Annotated in this window: 15 protein-coding genes; 8 read left to right on the top strand and 7 right to left on the bottom strand. The window is 55.1% G+C overall.

Translation table 11 applies throughout. From position 1 onward, the window contains the following. The first annotated feature begins 2 nt into the window (after positions 1-2). Positions 3-1,031, top strand: coding sequence for a ribonucleotide-diphosphate reductase subunit beta (locus TH25_RS03730; protein ID WP_114087088.1), 1,029 nt, complete (start codon positions 3-5; stop codon positions 1,029-1,031). Positions 1,032-1,129: 98 nt separating this feature from the next. Here the strand turns inward: TH25_RS03730 and TH25_RS03735 are convergent, their stop codons facing one another. The 3 genes from TH25_RS03735 to TH25_RS03745 all read right to left on the bottom strand — a co-directional run bounded on the left by TH25_RS03735 (position 1,130) and on the right by TH25_RS03745 (position 2,863). Beyond that, a complete protein-coding gene (locus TH25_RS03735) occupies positions 1,130-1,822 on the bottom strand; it encodes a tetratricopeptide repeat protein (RefSeq protein ID WP_114087089.1) in 693 nt (230 codons plus the stop codon). A 93-nt stretch (positions 1,823-1,915) separates the two neighbouring features. Next, the gene (locus tag TH25_RS03740; protein ID WP_114087090.1) at positions 1,916-2,269 is read right to left on the bottom strand and encodes a DUF2794 domain-containing protein; all 354 of its coding nucleotides are present in this window, start codon (positions 2,267-2,269) and stop codon (positions 1,916-1,918) included. Between the two features lie 204 nt (positions 2,270-2,473). After that, positions 2,474-2,863 (bottom strand): hypothetical protein, encoded by a 390-nt coding sequence (locus TH25_RS03745; protein WP_181847385.1) that lies wholly within the window; start codon positions 2,861-2,863, stop codon positions 2,474-2,476. A gap of 503 nt (positions 2,864-3,366) precedes the next feature. On the opposite strand from TH25_RS03745, the gene TH25_RS03750 reads away from it, so the two are divergent. The 3 genes from TH25_RS03750 (at position 3,367) to der (ending at position 7,086) form a co-directional block, all read left to right on the top strand. Next, positions 3,367-4,017, top strand: coding sequence for a DUF2659 family protein (locus TH25_RS03750; protein WP_114087091.1), 651 nt, complete (start codon positions 3,367-3,369; stop codon positions 4,015-4,017). Positions 4,018-4,088: 71 nt separating this feature from the next. Then, positions 4,089-5,438 (top strand): outer membrane protein assembly factor BamB family protein, encoded by a 1,350-nt coding sequence (locus tag TH25_RS03755; protein ID WP_258549019.1) that lies wholly within the window; start codon positions 4,089-4,091, stop codon positions 5,436-5,438. Between the two features lie 115 nt (positions 5,439-5,553). Further along, entirely contained in the window at positions 5,554-7,086 is a 1,533-nt protein-coding gene (der, locus tag TH25_RS03760; protein WP_114087092.1) for a ribosome biogenesis GTPase Der, read from the top strand. An 83-nt stretch (positions 7,087-7,169) separates the two neighbouring features. Here der and TH25_RS03765 read toward each other — a convergent pair whose 3' ends face one another. Further along, positions 7,170-8,018, bottom strand: a complete 849-nt coding sequence (locus TH25_RS03765; RefSeq protein WP_114087093.1) for a MurR/RpiR family transcriptional regulator — start codon at positions 8,016-8,018, stop codon at positions 7,170-7,172. A gap of 113 nt (positions 8,019-8,131) precedes the next feature. Between TH25_RS03765 and TH25_RS03770 the strand changes: the two genes are divergently transcribed. From TH25_RS03770 to TH25_RS03785, 4 genes are read left to right on the top strand one after another with little or no spacing between them, the layout of a single operon-like run. Next, positions 8,132-8,869, top strand: a complete 738-nt coding sequence (locus tag TH25_RS03770; RefSeq protein WP_114087094.1) for a 5-formyltetrahydrofolate cyclo-ligase — start codon at positions 8,132-8,134, stop codon at positions 8,867-8,869. A 23-nt stretch (positions 8,870-8,892) separates the two neighbouring features. Next, positions 8,893-9,873: an ABC transporter substrate-binding protein gene (locus tag TH25_RS03775; protein ID WP_114087095.1), complete on the top strand. Its 981-nt coding sequence runs from the start codon at positions 8,893-8,895 to the stop codon at positions 9,871-9,873. 2 nt (positions 9,874-9,875) lie between these two features. Then, positions 9,876-10,646 carry an ABC transporter ATP-binding protein gene (locus tag TH25_RS03780; RefSeq protein WP_114087096.1) on the top strand — a complete coding sequence of 257 codons (771 nt, stop codon included), beginning with the start codon at positions 9,876-9,878 and terminating at the stop codon, positions 10,644-10,646. Beyond that, entirely contained in the window at positions 10,633-12,204 is a 1,572-nt protein-coding gene (locus TH25_RS03785; protein ID WP_114087097.1) for an ABC transporter permease, read from the top strand. The genes TH25_RS03780 and TH25_RS03785 overlap by 14 nt, the downstream gene beginning before the upstream one ends. A gap of 93 nt (positions 12,205-12,297) precedes the next feature. Here TH25_RS03785 and TH25_RS03790 read toward each other — a convergent pair whose 3' ends face one another. The 3 genes from TH25_RS03790 to TH25_RS03800 form a co-directional block, all read right to left on the bottom strand. Continuing rightward, complete coding sequence (locus TH25_RS03790) at positions 12,298-13,008, bottom strand: SDR family NAD(P)-dependent oxidoreductase (RefSeq protein ID WP_114087098.1); 711 nt, start codon at positions 13,006-13,008, stop codon at positions 12,298-12,300. Further along, on the bottom strand, positions 13,005-14,468 hold the full coding sequence (gene purF, locus TH25_RS03795) for an amidophosphoribosyltransferase (RefSeq protein WP_114087099.1): 1,464 nt from the start codon (positions 14,466-14,468) through the stop codon (positions 13,005-13,007). Before purF ends, TH25_RS03790 begins: the two co-directional genes overlap by 4 nt. 229 nt (positions 14,469-14,697) lie before the next feature. Beyond that, positions 14,698-15,384: a CvpA family protein gene (locus TH25_RS03800; protein WP_114087100.1), complete on the bottom strand. Its 687-nt coding sequence runs from the start codon at positions 15,382-15,384 to the stop codon at positions 14,698-14,700. Positions 15,385-15,440: the final 56 nt, after the last annotated feature.

Genomic DNA, 15,440 nt, shown 5'->3' on the forward strand with positions numbered 1-15,440 from the left:
AGATGACTGAAGAAAAGACGATGGACCTTCTGACCGAAAACCCGGTCTATAAGCCGTTTCGCTACCCCTGGGCCTATGAAGCCTGGCTGACCCAGCAGCAGATTCACTGGCTGCCGGAAGAAGTGCCGCTGGCCGATGACGTCAAGGACTGGAACCACACGATTACCGATGCGGAACGAAACCTGTTAACCCAGATTTTCCGGTTTTTTACCCAGTCGGATATCGAGGTGAATAACTGCTATATGCGGCATTACACCCGCGTGTTCAAACCGACCGAAGTGCAGATGATGTTGGCCGCGTTTTCCAACATGGAAACCATCCATGTGGCGGCTTATTCGCACCTGCTTGATACCATCGGTATGCCCGAGGCAGAGTATGAAGCCTTCTTCCAGTACAAGGAAATGAAGGACAAATACGATTACATGCAGATTTGGGGTATTGCCCCCGAAGATGAATATACCGACGAACGCGGCGATTTGCGCCTGACCGAAGACGGCATGCGCAAAATGGCAAAGACGCTGGCGGTATTTGGGGCCTTTACCGAAGGCCTGCAGCTTTTTGCATCCTTTGCCATGCTGATGAACTTCCCGCGCTTTAACAAGATGAAGGGCATGGGCCAGATCGTGACATGGTCGGTGCGTGATGAAAGCCTGCATTGCGAAAGCGTCATTCGTCTGTTCAAAACCTTTACCCGCGAAAACCCGCAGATTTGGGATGACGAAATGCGGGCCGATTTGCTTGAAGCCTGCCAGACGATTGTCACTCACGAAGATGCGTTCATTGATCTGGCATTCGAGGCTGGCGCGGTTGAGGGCCTGACGCCCGAAGATATCAAGCAATATATCCGCTATATTGCCGATCGCCGTTTGACCCAGCTTGGGCTGGAGCCGACCTATCACATTGCCGAAAATCCGCTGCCGTGGATGGATGCGATGCTAAATGCGGTGGAACACACCAATTTCTTTGAAAACCGGGCGACCGAATATTCCAAGGCGGCCACGCGGGGCACCTGGGATGAGGCATTTAGCTGATTAAAGTGCCTTATGTCGCTTAGCTATCAGGGCCTTTGCGAGATAATCGCGAAGGCCTTTTTGCTGTTTTCGGGGCTGTCCCAAGGGAATGACGTACGCTAATTGATGCGGGTGCCAAGGCGGTTTTCCACCCGGCGGATTTCCTCGGGGCGCAGCTTTTGTTCCAGCAGGGCAACGGCCTTGCCGGGGTCGGCGTCAAGCTCCGTTCCCGGTGGTGTTGTGATGGGATTTAAGGCAGACAGGCGCAGCCAGTAGTAGGCCTCTGCCAGGTTCCGGTTCACACCCCAGCCCCGTTCATACATCGCACCGATCATATATTGCCCGGCGGGAAGGCCCAGTTGCGCAGCCTTGAGGTAATAGTGGGCGGCATCGACATAGTTTTGCATGGCACCGCGCCCGTGCATATATTGCTGGGCCAGCAAAAAGGCGGCATCGGCATTGTCGGGATCGGCATCAAGGGACCGTTTGAAAAAATCGGTTGCCTTGAACTGATCATAGGGTACACCCCAGCCATTCAAAGACAGAAGCCCCATATAATAAAGGGCGTTGGCATGGTTGGCCCGTGCGGCAATGCCAAACCATTTGGCGGCACTGTCATAATCGGTGCGACCGAGATTGCCGCGATAATAAATCAGCCCCATTGCATAGGCGGCACGTGGGTCGCTATTGGCGACATCCTGCCATTCCTGCAAGGCCGCGTGGTAATTTCCGGCCTGATAGGCCAGATAGCCCGATTTGTAATCTGCACGGGCAGGCATATTGCCAAGCAGGATCAGCCCCCCTGCGATCATGGGGGCCAATAATCGCGTATGAAGGAGCTTGTGCAAGGGGGTTGGGCGCGGGCAGTTGGTGCGGAAGGGCAACATTAAAAAGACCGGCTTTCGTTAGCGATTTTTAAACAGCGGAACAACCTTGCTGGCGCGCTTTTCAATGGCTTCAAGGATGGTTTCCAACTGTGAGCTTTGTTTGATTTTTACGCCACTGTGCAGGGCGAGATAGCGACCGGCATTTTTTTGATCGGCGGGCAGTTTGATCACGGCAAAAAGCGGGCTTTCATGGGTGGAGCGAAACATGGAAAACATTGCCATGCCATCAAGCTGGTCAATTGCATAATCCCGCCATGCTCCACCGGCAACCTGGCGGGAATAAATATTCATCAGTTTTTGCAGTTCAGCCCGATTGAAATGGACAAAAGTTTTACCCTTGCGGTATTGCGCCAGATTCAAAAGAGTTCCCATGCCGTTCTCCGGGCTGTGGAAAGGGCCATCTGTTTTACCTTAATATATGGCCTACAGCCTAACGCGCTTTGGGCACCCTCTCAAGCCGCAATGGCCGGGCGGGCAGTAAATTTCTGGTTACGGGGGAAGGTGTGGGGCGGCGGATTTTTGGGTCTGCCGCGCTGTGTGACATGCCATAACTGCTTGAAAAAAGGCAAGACGTGCCTAGAGGCTGCGGCCCCGGGTAGGGGGCCAGTCAATCGGGCGTTTTCCGGTGTTATACGGGTCCGGTGTCGCATAGCAATTGACCGATGCCAGCGTGCGATAACAATAAAGTGGCGGTTCGGGGATTGGATCGGTTTTGCAATAGGGTTCGCCCATGCTGGAACGAACGGTGGAACAATCGCGCCCCGTGGACATGGAAATGACGTGATCGGCGATGGTTTTGTCGGTATTGATGATCGAGACGACATCAAGCGCCACGTACCATTGTGTTGCGCTCAGAAGGTCCGTGCCGGTTGCCGATGCCACCGTGCTGTCCATACCCGAACAGCCAGACAGGGAAAACAGCATTGCCCCTGCAATGGTAAAACCCCGCATATGTTTTGCAAGCATGCGCAAGGTGCCTGTGTGCCCCGATGCAGCCGGGTTTGCGTGCAGATATTTTGCCTTCATGCGGTTTTATCCCTGTGTAGCCCGGCCAATTTTGCCCGGTTACGGTTGCGATTGTCTGTTCCCCAAGAACTGCCAAATAATAAAGCAAGTTTCGTGCCGGTTTATTAATGTACCGTAGCGAAGTGCGCCGGTCATAATGGAAACCGTTGTTTTGTGGTTTTTGGCCGTGCGTGGAGCGGTTTAATTCGCCTGGACCCGAATTTTATGGGTTGAGGCCTGTTTTCAGGACGCGTGATCAGGGTGAAAAAATTGCCGGGGAAACTCCGCAGTCTCCATTCGGGATCACAATTGAGCGAAGTAAGGCGAAAAGTACGTTAAAATGCATGCGACCTGCGCAGCGCCCTTGACCCCTTGGGCAGTGGCGCGTTAAATCCTTTCCGTCATTTTATTCTGACGGGCGGGCATGTGGCCCGCTTTATTTTGATCGAATTGGAGCGGGTTTCGTGGTCGATATTTTCCAGGAAGTCGAAGAAGACCTCAAGCGCGAGCGCGCAGAGCGCATCTGGCGCAAATACGGCAAGGTTATTATTGCTGTTGCCGCCGTTATCGTTCTGGGTGTTGCAGGCCGTGAGGGCTGGAAAACTTATGAGCATTCCACCCGTGTTGAGGACGGTACGCGTTTTGCCAATGCGCTGGAACTGGTCAATGCCGGGCCTGATAAAAGCCAGGCCGCACTGGATGCCTTTGATACCATCATTGCCAAAGGCGATGACGGATTTGTGGCCCTGGGCCATTTCCAGAAGGCGCGCATTTATTTAAGCCAGAATGACACCGACAAGGCCATCAAGGAGCTTGAGGCGATTGCGGCAGACAAGGATGTTGACCAGGTTTATCGCGACCTTGCCGTTATTCAGATTGCGATGAACAATGCCAGTGCCCAGAATGCCGATGCGCTGATTGCACGTCTGGAGCCCATCGCGGTGCCGGAAAACACCTGGTACCATTCTGCGCGCGAGATGATCGCGGTTTTGGATATTGCAGCGGGCAAAACGGAAGAGGCAAAATCGCTTCTGACAGAACTTGCCGATGATAAAACGGCACCGGCTGATATGCGCGGCCGTGCCAATGAACTTTTAAAGGCGATCAAAGCCTGATTTGCCGTGGTGTCGTGTGCCTTGGGCGTTTGCCCGTTTTTGGGGTACCTGCCGGGACAGGATAAAAGGATATGGTTTTGCAATTACACCGTCTGGACCGTTTTAAATCCGTATTGTGCGTCATGGGCTTTGCCGTTCTGGTTTCCGGCTGTTCAAGCTGGATGGGAGAATCGGAAGATCCACCGCTTCCGGGCGAACGTCTGGCGGTTCTGTCGCTGCAAAGCACGGTCGAGCCTGATCCCGGTCTGACCGGCCAAAAGGTTGTTTTGCCCCAGCCCCATATTCAGGCTGACTGGCCGCAAAATGGCGGTATCCCCAGCCATTCCCTGCAGCATGTTGCCTTTGATAGTGCATCAATGAAGGAACAATGGTCCAGCAGCATCGGTGACGGGTCGCTGGATGACAATATGTTGCTGAACCCGCCGGTGATCGCCAAGGGTGTGGTTTTTACCATTGATGCCGATGCCGATGTACGTGCCTTCAGTGCCAAAACCGGCAAGCAGATCTGGAGTGTCGATATTGCCCCGGATGAAGAGCGTGACAGTACGCTTTTGGGATCTGGCCTGGCTTATGACAGTGGCACGATTTATGCCACCACCGGTTTTGCCGAGGTTGTTGCCATTGATGCGGCGACAGCCGCCGTTAAATGGCGCACCACCCTGACCGCGCCAATGCGTGCGGCACCGACGGTCAAGGACGGGCGTGTATTTGTTATCACGGTGGATAACCAGACCGTCGCCCTCAATGCCGGTAGCGGCGAAGTTTTGTGGAACCATCGCGGGGCAGCGGAAGGGGCGACCTTTATTGGCGGTGCCAGCCCGGCCGTTGACCAGGGAGTTGTGGTTTCGGCCTATAGCACCGGCGAGCTTTATGCCCTGCGCGTGGAAAACGGCCAGGTGATCTGGTCTGATACGCTGGCATCTGCCGGGCGGACCGATGCGGTTTCGGCCATTGCCGATATTCGGGGCCTGCCGGTGATTGACAAGGACCTTGTGATTGCCACCAGCAATTCTGGCCTGACGGTGGCGATTGACCTTCGGACTGGTGTGCGGTTGTGGGAACTTGAAGAAGGGGGCATTCAGTCCCCCTGGGTGGCCGGCAACTATGTATTCCTGCTATCGAATACCAACGACCTGATTGCCTTGCAGCGGCGGTCGGGACGGGTTAAATGGGTATCCACCCTGCCGCGTTATGTGGATCCGGAGGACAAAAGCGAGGCAATGGTCTGGACCGGGCCGGTTCTGGCGGGTGATCGTTTGATTGTTGGCAATCAGCAGGGCCAGGTGGAAACGATTTCGCCCTATGACGGAAAAGTCATTGGAACTGATGCACTGCCCGGCCCGGTAACATTGCCGCCCGTGGTTGCAGGGGATATGCTGTATTTCCTGACGGCGAATGCAACGCTGGTTGCCTATCGCTAGGGTTTTGACCATTATATGATTTGAAGGGCTTTGCCTTTCGCTGTTTTTTGCGGGTGCGCCACCGATAGTTTTATCGTGGCGCACATCGCCGTTTTTATGAAGAGTTTGTCGTCAGATGTCCTTGAGAGTAGCCATTATCGGTCGTCCGAATGTTGGAAAATCGACCCTGTTTAACCGCCTGGTTGGCAAAAAGCTGGCGATTGTGGATGACCAGCCCGGTGTGACGCGCGACCGCCGCTATGGCAAGGCGCGGCTGGGCCATATGCACTTTGAGGTGATCGATACGGCCGGTCTTGAAGAGGCGTTTGATGATTCCATCGAAGGAAAAATGCGTCAGCAAAGCGAGATGGCGTTTGAAGAATGTGACCTTGCCCTGTTTCTGGTTGATGCACGCGCCGGGTTGACCCCGCTGGACAATCATTTTGCCGATTGGCTGCGCAAGCGTAAAAAACCGGTTTATGTGATTGCCAATAAACATGAAGGACGTGATCAGGACCCGGGCCTTTATGAGGCCTATGGCCTTGGCCTTGGCGATGTGGCGCCGATTTCGGCCGAGCATGGCCTTGGCATGGAATTGCTGATCGATATTATGCGTCCGCATTGGGAAGAATATCGCGATAAACAGCGCAAGGCACGCCAGAGCGGTGATACTGCCGCCATTGATGCCGATTTTGAAGATGACGATGATGAGGCGGAAGAGGCCTGGCAGGCTGCTGCCGAGGCGGGGGGGGCAGAAGGCCCGGAAAAATTCCCGTCCTTTGAAATCAGCTATGAAGATGAGTTTGAAGAGGACGAGGGCGAAGAGCCTGTCGTTTATCGGGATAATTCCAAAATCCAGTTAGCGATTGTGGGCCGCCCGAATGTGGGTAAATCAACACTTTTGAACCAGCTTTTGGGCGAAAACCGGGTGATGACCGGCCCGCAGGCAGGCCTGACGCGCGATGCCATCGCCGTGGATTGGTCTTATGAGGGGCGGCCGATCCGCCTTGTTGATACGGCCGGGATGCGCCGGAAAAAGAAGATTGATGACCGGGTTGAAAAACTGTCGGTCGGCGATACCCTGCGCGTGATCCGGTATGCCCAGGTGGTGGTGATCATGCTCGATGCCACCAACACCATCGACAAGCAGGATTTGACGATTGCCCGCATGGTGCTTGAGGAAGGGCGCGCCCTGATCATTGCGGTGAATAAATGGGATTCGGTGGTTGATAAGGCCGGGGTGATGCAGTCTCTGCGCGACAAGCTTGATAGCAGCTTTGCCCAGGCGAAAGGCATTCCGATCCTGACATTTTCCGCCCTGACCGGGCGGGGAACGGACCGGTTGATGCCCACGGTTCTCGATATTTATGACATCTGGAGCCGCCGTATCCCGACGTCGCATTTGAACCGCTGGCTGGAAGCCATTACCGAACGCCATTTGCCGCCGGTTATTTCGGGCCGTCGTATTCGTTTGCGCTATATGACCCAGGCGAAATCCCGTCCGCCCAGCTTTTTTATCAACTGCTCGAAGGCGGCGGAACTGCCCGAAAGCTATACCCGCTATCTGATTAACGGATTGCGCGAGGATTTCGATATGCCGGGGGTGCCGATCCGCATCTTCCTGCGCAGCAGTGATAATCCCTACGCCAAAAAGAAAAAGCGTGGATAAATCTTTCAAAGGGTTGCCAAGGTGGCAGCCCTTTTAATTTACCTGTTATTCCGTACCCGGTTTCATCTGCAGCGCGGCGCGCATTATTCCATCATGTCGAGTTCTTCGATGATGGCATCAAGGGTTTCAGCACGTTGTTTGACGGCTTCGGGATGTTTGCCGGCATAGGTAATGCCAATCAGCCGGATCATGGACAGCATGGTGGCGTGGGTGGGCAGCAGGCCGTAATTGGCAACATGGCAGGGCAGGACGACCTCGGAAAAACGTGCGGCCTGCTGTTCATAGCCATGTTCGGTAATGGTGATTATCCGCATGCGTGAAGTGCGCGCATAGGAAATAATCGAACGCATGATCTTGGGCCGGGTATCGAGCGTCAGAAGGATCAGCGCATCGCGTGGACCGGCCATTGCAAGGTCGCTGGACCAGTCCTGGCCGATGCCGGAAATATAATGAACATCATGGCGCAAACGTGACAGCATGGCACGGCCGACTCGGGCGACACCATCTTCCGCCCCAAATCCCAGAAACCATATCCGGGGCGCGGACGATAAAATATCGGCGGTTTCGATGAGTTTATGTGAGCTAAGTTCTTCAAAACTGCGGGTTAAATTGCGCAATTCCAGCTCAAGATGATCGCCAATTGCGCGTCCCAGTACGTTGGGCGCGGTTGAAACAACCGTTTGACGGTAGGGTTGTTTGCGGTTGCGCTCGTCTCGCGCCTGCAGGCGGGCTTCTTCAAAATCGGCATAGCCAAGGGTGCGGAAAAAACGGGCCGTGGTTGCCTTTGAAACCTGGGCCATATTGGCAAGCTCGGTGGCCGTATGTGTTTCAATAATATCGTTATTTTCCAAAATGACCTGGGCGATTTTCTTTTCCGCACTGGTCAGTTTCGCCTGTTTTTCATGAATTCTAAGGATCAGTCGCGAGGCCATTTTTTGTCTCTTGAGATTGGAGGCATGACAAAATCTGCTTGACGTTTGAAACAACAGTTTCTTATTTTTGAAACAGTGAAACGCCAACCTATGAAACGATGCGGGATTGCAAAATGTCAACCTCCAAGGTGATACGCGAAAGAATATGGACCAAGCTGCATGATGTCGCCAGACCGGACACACGGTTTCATTTGAATTTTGCCGAAGTGATCCCGGATTTTGAAGGATCAGAGGCGGCCGTCGCGCGTGTTGTGGCACAGGAAGCTTATCAAAAATCGGAATTTGCCTTTATCACGCCTGATAATTGCCTGGCGGATTTGCGCCGCCGCATGATCGAGGATGGCAAACCATTTGTGATGTCAACATACGGCATTTATCGCGGATTTCTGCTGATGGAGCCAGGGATGGTGCCCAAAGGGGCCGAACTCTATGCGTCCTGGCTTGATGGCATGGAGCATTTTGGCCGCCCGATCACGCTGGAGGAAATTGCCCGGCGGTCGCGGTTTGATTTTATGGTCACAGGGGCATCGGCAGTTTCGGTCAACGGGGTGCGTTTTGGCAAAGGACACGGTTTTTTTGACCTGGAATGGGGCATGTTTACCGACCTTGGCCTGGTGGATGAGGAAACCCCGGTCATGGCCGTTGTTCATGACGTGCAGGTGGTTGAAGACCATTTGCAACCGTCCGAAACCGACATTCTGGTTGACCAGATCGCGACACCTACCTGCATGCACGAAATTGGCCGCAGAGCCAAACGTCCCAGCGGTGTGAAATGGCCGCTTTTGGACCCGAAACAAATAGAGCAAACGCCCCCCCTTCAGGAGCTTCAGCGCATTCAGGGTCTGGCCTGATTGCCATATCAAGGAGACTTTAGATGACGTTACGTTTGAATCGTCGCCATTTTCTGGGAGCAGCCGCCGCAGGGCTTGCCGCATCGGCCGTGTCATTCCGGCCGTTTGCCGCACAGGCAGCATCCCCCTTTGTCATGCAGGCATCCTGGATTAATGATGCCGAATTTTCGGGGTATTTTCTGGCGATCGACAAGGGCTATTACGCGGATGAAGGCCTCGATCTGGAATATCACTCCGGTGGGCCGGATGTGATCCCGGAAAGCACGATCATTGCCAATCGCGCCGATTTAACCCTGACAACCCCTGATACCACCATCAAGGCGATCGCCGAGCAGGGCGCGCCCTTTAAAATCATTGGCGCGCAATATCAGAAAAACCCGATAGGTATTGTGTCGCTGAAATCTAACCCGATTACCAAACCGGCGGACCTGGTGGGCAAAACACTGGCCGTGCCGCCGGTGAATGTGATTTCGGTCGAGGCGATGCTCAAGATGAATGGCATTGACAAGGCCGATGTCAATATCGTGCCTTATGCCTATGATCCGACGCCGCTTTTGCGTGGTGAAATTGATGCCAGCCTCGATTTTACCACCAACGTGCCCTACACCATTTCGCAACAGGGCAAGGAAGCAACGTCCTTCCTGCTCTATGATTTTGGCTTTACCATTTTCAACGATACCGTGGTTGTGACCGAGGACGTTTTGAAAGCCAAGCGCAACGAACTGGTGGCGTGGCTGCGGGCCTCGCGCAAGGGCTGGAACGAAAATCTGGCTGATCCCGCTATTTGGCCGCCGAAATGGAAAGATACCTGGTTTAAGGGCACCGGGCGGACCATCGATAACGAGGTGTATTTCAACACGGCACAGAAGCCATTGATCGAAAGCCCGAATGGCATTTTCAGCATGTCGGAACAAGATATTGATGCCTGCCTGTCGGCATTGGGCCAGATTGGTATTAAGGGCAATCGCGACATGTTTGATACGACCCTGCTAGAGGAGATCTGATCATGGCCCCCGACGGGATTACGCTTTCTCATGTCAGCAAAACCTTTCGGGGTCGTGGCAAAACGGTTGAGGCACTCAGGGATGTGTCCCTGGGCTGCCCGGCCGGGTCTTTTACGGCCATTATCGGGCCGTCCGGTTGTGGCAAATCCACCGTTATGCGCATTGCTCTGGGGCTTGAAAATGCCGATAGCGGCGATGTGCTGATTGACGGCCAGGCCCCGCAGCAGGCCAGCCGGGCGGGTGTGACCGGTGTTGCCTTTCAGGATGCCGCCCTGTTGCCGTGGCGCAGTGTGCGCAAAAATATCGAGGTGCCGCTGGAGGTTCTGGGGCGCAAGTCCAAAGACCAGCAGGACCAGATTCAGGCGATGATCGAACTGGTTGGTTTGAAGGGCTTTGAAAACTCGCTGCCGGGCGAGCTTTCGGGTGGGATGCGTCAGCGTGTTGCCATTGCCCGTGCCCTTGTAATCCAGCCAAAGGTTCTGTTTCTTGACGAGCCCTTTGGCGCATTGGACCAGATTTTACGGCGACAAATGAATTTGGAATTGCAGCGTATCTGGATGGAAACCGGTGCAACCGCGCTGTTGGTGACGCATGGCATTGATGAAGCAGTTTTCCTGGCCGATCGCATTGTGGTGATGCACTCCAAACCGGGGCGCATTGCGGCGGTGATTGACGTGCCTTTTGCCCGGCCCCGGTTGGAAACACTGTTTTCTTCCCCTGAATTTCATCGGATGTGTGATCAGGTTGCCGAGGTTTTGTATGTCGTTGAATAACACAGCCCGTTTCAAGGCCGTGATCACGACACTCGGTCTTTTGCTGATCTGGGAAATTGTTGGCCGGTTTGATCTGGTGGCGGGCGGTGCCCTGCCGGGCCTTTCCGAAATTCTGATCCGCTTGTGGGCGGACCGCGCGGATTATCCGCAGCATATTCTGGCCACCCTGTATGGATCGGGGTTGGGGTTTGTTTTTGGTAATGTGCTGGGTGTCGGGGCGGGTATTTTGTTTGTTCTCTCTCCGGTGGCGCTACGGTTGTCACGCGGGGTGAATATTGCCATTTTTGCCCTGCCGCCGATTGCCATTGCCCCCATCCTGACATTGACCCTTTCGGGCATGACGCCGCGTGTCGTTTTGGCGACATTGGGGGTTTATTTTGTCACCATGACCGCCACTGTCATTGGGCTTAGCCAGGCGGACAGCCGGGCGGTTGATGTTGTGCGGGCCTATGGGGGTGGTAAATGGGCGATTATGCGCCTGGTGCAGTTGCGCGGTGCCCTGCCGTCCATCCTGTCGGGTTTTCGGGTCGCGGCACCCAATGCGGTTTTGGGGGCTATTCTGGCCGAATTCGGTGGCGGTGGCCGCTGGGGGCTGGGGGCTTATCTGTTGGGGTCGCTGGGCCGTGCGGAACCGGACCGCCTGTGGGGGATTGGTCTGGTGGCGACCCTGATTGCAGGCGTCAGCTATTTGCTTTTTGCGCTGTTATCAAGGCGGTTTTTGGGGGCAAGCCGGGCGGTTACAATGAATGCCGCCATCCCGGAGGCGCGAAATGTGGGGCAGAGTTTTCTGGCTCGTGCATTGACGACACTCGGCGCCTTTATTTTGCCTTTCGTGTTGTGGTGGGTTTTCATCCGGGCGCTGTCTGTGCCTGATATGATTGCCAAAACACCGTTGGGCGTGGTGGATTATCTGTTCTTTTCCCCGGCCGCGCACAATGCCCAGACCCGCTTGTGGCAGGCGGTCGTTGAAACATTACCCATTACCTTTATCGGGATGGCGGCGGGCCTGGCGGTTGCCTTTTTGCTGGCGATTTCAACACGGCTTTTCCCCCGGGTTTTAAACACCTTCATGCCCATTGCCCTGGTCACGCAAACCATGCCGCTGGTGGCGTTAACGCCGCTTCTGGTGTTGCTGCTGGGGCGTGGGACGTCCTTGACCCTGTGGGTGACGATTTCAGTCACGTTTTTCCCCGCCTTTGTTACATTGGCCCAGGGCATTGCGCTTGTGCCCAGAAGCGCGCGTGACGTGCCGCGGGCGTATGGTGCATCGGCCTGGCAGGAAATGCGTATGGTAACGATCCCCGCGTCATTGCCTTATCTGTTTGCCGCGACACGCCTGACGGTGCCGCGTGCGCTTTTGGGTGTGATGATCGCGCAATGGCTGGCAACAGGCAAGGGTTTGGGAAATCTGCTTAACCAGTCCCGGGGATATATGGATTACGGCATGATCTGGACGGTGGCGGTGCTGTCGGTCATTCTCTCGGTGGTGTTTTACCAGGTTGTGGTGATGGTTGAACGCCGGGTTTTAAAACGGTTGGGCATGCAGACAGCGGAATAGAAGCAATGCCTGTCGTAAAGCGTTAACAATTGACGGAAAACGGGCCGTTTACCGGCCCGTTGTAGCAGTAAACTCAATGGTAATTAGTATCTGCTATGCTCGAAGTATTTCGCCGTGATGGGGGCAATCATCGGCGGCCAGATCGACGAAAATATCGGTGATGGTTTCTGGCGTTGGCAGGGTTTCCGGGTCTTCGCCGGGATAGGCGGTGGCGCGCATGGTGGTGCGGATGCGGCCCGGATTGACCAGATTGACCTTAACCTTGCTGTCGTCCATTTCCTGGGCATAGGACAGCACCAGAGATTCAAGGGCGGCTTTGGTCGAGGCATAAAGCCCCCAATAGGCGCGACCTTTGGCCGATGCGCCTGAAGTTACGAAAATGGCGCGACCGGCATCGGAAAAGCGCAGCAGCTTATCCACGCTGCGGATCAGGCGGAAATTGGCGGTGACATTGACGGCATAGGTGTTTTCAAACATTTGCGTGTCAATATGGCCAACCGGGGCCAGTTCGCCGAGAACGGCGGCATTGCCAACAACAATGTCGAGCTTGCCGAAACGCTCATAGATTGACGCACCCATGGCATCAATCTTTTCATACATTGTCAGATCGAGCGGCAGCAGCACGGCTTTGCCGCCTGCCGCGCGGATTTCATCGTCGAGTTCTTCGAGTGCGCCGACATTGCGGCCCAGCGCAATGACGGTAGCACCTTCATCGGCATAGCGTTTGGCAATCGCCCGGCCAATGCCGTGCGACGCCCCTGTCACCAGCGCGATTTTGCCTTCAAGACGTTTTTGCGTACTCATGCCGAACGTCTTTCAACAAGCTGGGAGAGCTTGCGGTTTTTGTTTTCTTCGGCGGTATGATCGACCAGGCGAATGGGATAATCGCCCGAGAAACAAGCATCGCAGAAGGCCGGGTTTTCGGCATCGCGGCCCGGCAGGCCGGTGGCGCGATAAAGCCCGTCAATGCTGACGAAGGCAAGGCTGTCCACGCCGATCATTTTTGCCATTTCGGCAATGTCGTGGTTGGCCGCCATCAACTTTTCCTTCGACGGTGTATCCACACCATAAAAGCAGGGATGCGCGGTGGGCGGGCTGGTGATGCGCATATGCACCTCGGCCGCACCGGCCTGACGGACCAGTTCGACGATCTTGGTCGAAGTGGTGCCCCGCACGATGGAATCATCCACCAGCACAACGCGCTTGCCCTTGAGCTTACCGGGATTGGCGTTGTGTTTCAGTTTCACGCCAAGATGGCGGATCTGATCGGTCGGTTCAATGAAGGTCCGGCCGACATAATGGTTGCGGATGATGCCCAGTTCAAACGGAATACCCGATTCTTCGGCATAACCCAGGGCGGATGGCACACCGGAATCAGGGATCGGCACGACAACATCGGCTTCAACGGCAGATTCACGGGCCAGCTCGCGGCCGATATTTTTGCGCACGTCATAAACGCTTGTGCCTTCGACAATGCTGTCGGGGCGGGCGAAATAGACATGTTCAAAAATGCAGAAGCGCGATTTGACCGGTTTGAACGGCTTGATCGAACGAATGCCTTCATCGGTGATTTCGACGATTTCACCCGGTTCGACGTCGCGGATAAATTCCGCGCCTACAATGTCCAGGCCGACCGTTTCCGATGAAAAGATGTAGGAGTCGTGCAGTTTGCCAAGTACGAGCGGCCGCACACCCAGCGGGTCACGCACACCGATCAGCTTCTTTTGGGTCATGACGACCAGGCTGTAAGCCCCTTCGACCTGACGCAGCGCATCGATCAGGCGATCGACGATTTTTTCGTAAAGGCTGGTGGCGATCAGGTGAATAAAGACCTCGGTATCGGCCGTGGACTGGAAAATCGAGCCCCGACGCACCAGGCGGTCCCGTACGGCAAGGGCGTTGGTCAGATTGCCGTTATGGGCAATCGCCAAACCGCCAAATTCAAAATCGGCAAACAGGGGCTGCACATTGCGAAGGCCTTTGCCGCCGGCGGTAGAATACCGTACATGGCCCACGGCACGATGGCCGGGCAGGCTTTCGATGACATCCTGGGAGCCAAAAATATCGCCAACCTGGCCTGACGCCCGATGGGCGGGAAAGTCAGAACCATCGTAGGCAACGATACCGGCCGCTTCCTGGCCGCGATGCTGCAGGGCATGAAGGCCAAGGGCGGTTAGGGCCGCCGCATCGGACGAACCAAAAACGCCAAAAACGCCACACTCTTCGCGCAGCTTGTCGTCATCAAATGGGTTGGTGGTCAGCATGAGTGGGTTCCGCTCTCTCGCCGGTGGCGTCTGTCGGATGCCGCACGCGTTAACGAAATCCCGACGCCTCACTCGTTGGGGATCACCACCAGGGGCAATCCATATCTTCGCGCGAGGGCGTTGTATAACGCTTTTGGGTGTTTGGTCCAGAACCTTTTACGAATCAACCAGCCGGTAATGTTGTTTAAAACCATTTTACCCGTGAATGAACAGGGGGCGTTTGCGGTTTTTATTGCTGGGTCACAGCATCGATCAGGCGGTTTTTGGCGTCGATTTCTTCCTGAGTATATCCTTTGATAGGCGCGGTTTCCTTGGCTTTTGGCGTGGGGCCGAGCAATTTGCGATAGGTTTGATCGCGGGCATCGGCCTCGCGCTGGGTGCGGGCAATTTCCTCGGCGGTATTGTCAAACAGCGCATCGGGCATGGCTGCCTTGAGTAAATAGGCACCCTCCTGCAAGACGGGGCGGGTGCGCGCGGTTTGCACCCATTCGGGTTGCTGGGCCGGGGGCATCAACCAGGAAAGCGCCAGATAGGCAATACAAACAACAAGCCCGCCGCGCACCAGACCAAAAATAAATCCCAGCGTGCTATCAAGGCTATCCAGGCCGGAATTTTGCACGGCCTTGGCAATGCGGCCACTGATGAAGGAGAAAATCAGAAACGAAATGACAAACAGGCCAATGCCGGTGGCAAGATCTGCAATAAGCTGGGAGGGGATGAGTTCGCGGACATAAGGCCGGGCAACCGGATAGCCATAAAGGGCGGTTACACCTGCACCAACCCAGCCCAGCATCGAAAGGCTTTCATGAACAAAACCGCGAAAGAATGCAAACAGGCCCGAGAGGAGGACAATCGCCACCACGACCAGATCAAAAACGTCTCTGGCACCCAGTTCTGAGAGGAAGGAAAAGTCCATTCTGTGTTGGTCCTGTTATCGGAAAGCATCCCCAATGGGCGCCCCTGGCGAATTGC

Source organism: Thalassospira profundimaris, assembly GCF_003326755.1.
GTDB lineage: Bacteria > Pseudomonadota > Alphaproteobacteria > Rhodospirillales > Thalassospiraceae > Thalassospira > Thalassospira profundimaris_B.

What these genes read in the sequence shown, in the direction of transcription:
- TH25_RS03730 (WP_114087088.1), top strand. Translation starts at nt 3, where the DNA reads ATGACTGAAGAAAAGACGATGGACCTTCTGACCGAAAACCCGGTCTAT.
- TH25_RS03735 (WP_114087089.1), bottom strand. Translation starts at nt 1,822, where the DNA reads ATGATCGCAGGGGGGCTGATCCTGCTTGGCAATATGCCTGCCCGTGCA.
- TH25_RS03740 (WP_114087090.1), bottom strand. Translation starts at nt 2,269, where the DNA reads ATGGGAACTCTTTTGAATCTGGCGCAATACCGCAAGGGTAAAACTTTT.
- TH25_RS03745 (WP_181847385.1), bottom strand. Translation starts at nt 2,863, where the DNA reads ATGCTTGCAAAACATATGCGGGGTTTTACCATTGCAGGGGCAATGCTG.
- TH25_RS03755 (WP_258549019.1), top strand. Translation starts at nt 4,089, where the DNA reads ATGGTTTTGCAATTACACCGTCTGGACCGTTTTAAATCCGTATTGTGC.
- der (WP_114087092.1), top strand. Translation starts at nt 5,554, where the DNA reads ATGTCCTTGAGAGTAGCCATTATCGGTCGTCCGAATGTTGGAAAATCG.
- TH25_RS03765 (WP_114087093.1), bottom strand. Translation starts at nt 8,018, where the DNA reads ATGGCCTCGCGACTGATCCTTAGAATTCATGAAAAACAGGCGAAACTG.
- TH25_RS03770 (WP_114087094.1), top strand. Translation starts at nt 8,132, where the DNA reads ATGTCAACCTCCAAGGTGATACGCGAAAGAATATGGACCAAGCTGCAT.
- TH25_RS03775 (WP_114087095.1), top strand. Translation starts at nt 8,893, where the DNA reads ATGACGTTACGTTTGAATCGTCGCCATTTTCTGGGAGCAGCCGCCGCA.
- TH25_RS03780 (WP_114087096.1), top strand. Translation starts at nt 9,876, where the DNA reads ATGGCCCCCGACGGGATTACGCTTTCTCATGTCAGCAAAACCTTTCGG.
- TH25_RS03785 (WP_114087097.1), top strand. Translation starts at nt 10,633, where the DNA reads ATGTCGTTGAATAACACAGCCCGTTTCAAGGCCGTGATCACGACACTC.
- TH25_RS03790 (WP_114087098.1), bottom strand. Translation starts at nt 13,008, where the DNA reads ATGAGTACGCAAAAACGTCTTGAAGGCAAAATCGCGCTGGTGACAGGG.
- purF (WP_114087099.1), bottom strand. Translation starts at nt 14,468, where the DNA reads ATGCTGACCACCAACCCATTTGATGACGACAAGCTGCGCGAAGAGTGT.
- TH25_RS03800 (WP_114087100.1), bottom strand. Translation starts at nt 15,384, where the DNA reads ATGGACTTTTCCTTCCTCTCAGAACTGGGTGCCAGAGACGTTTTTGAT.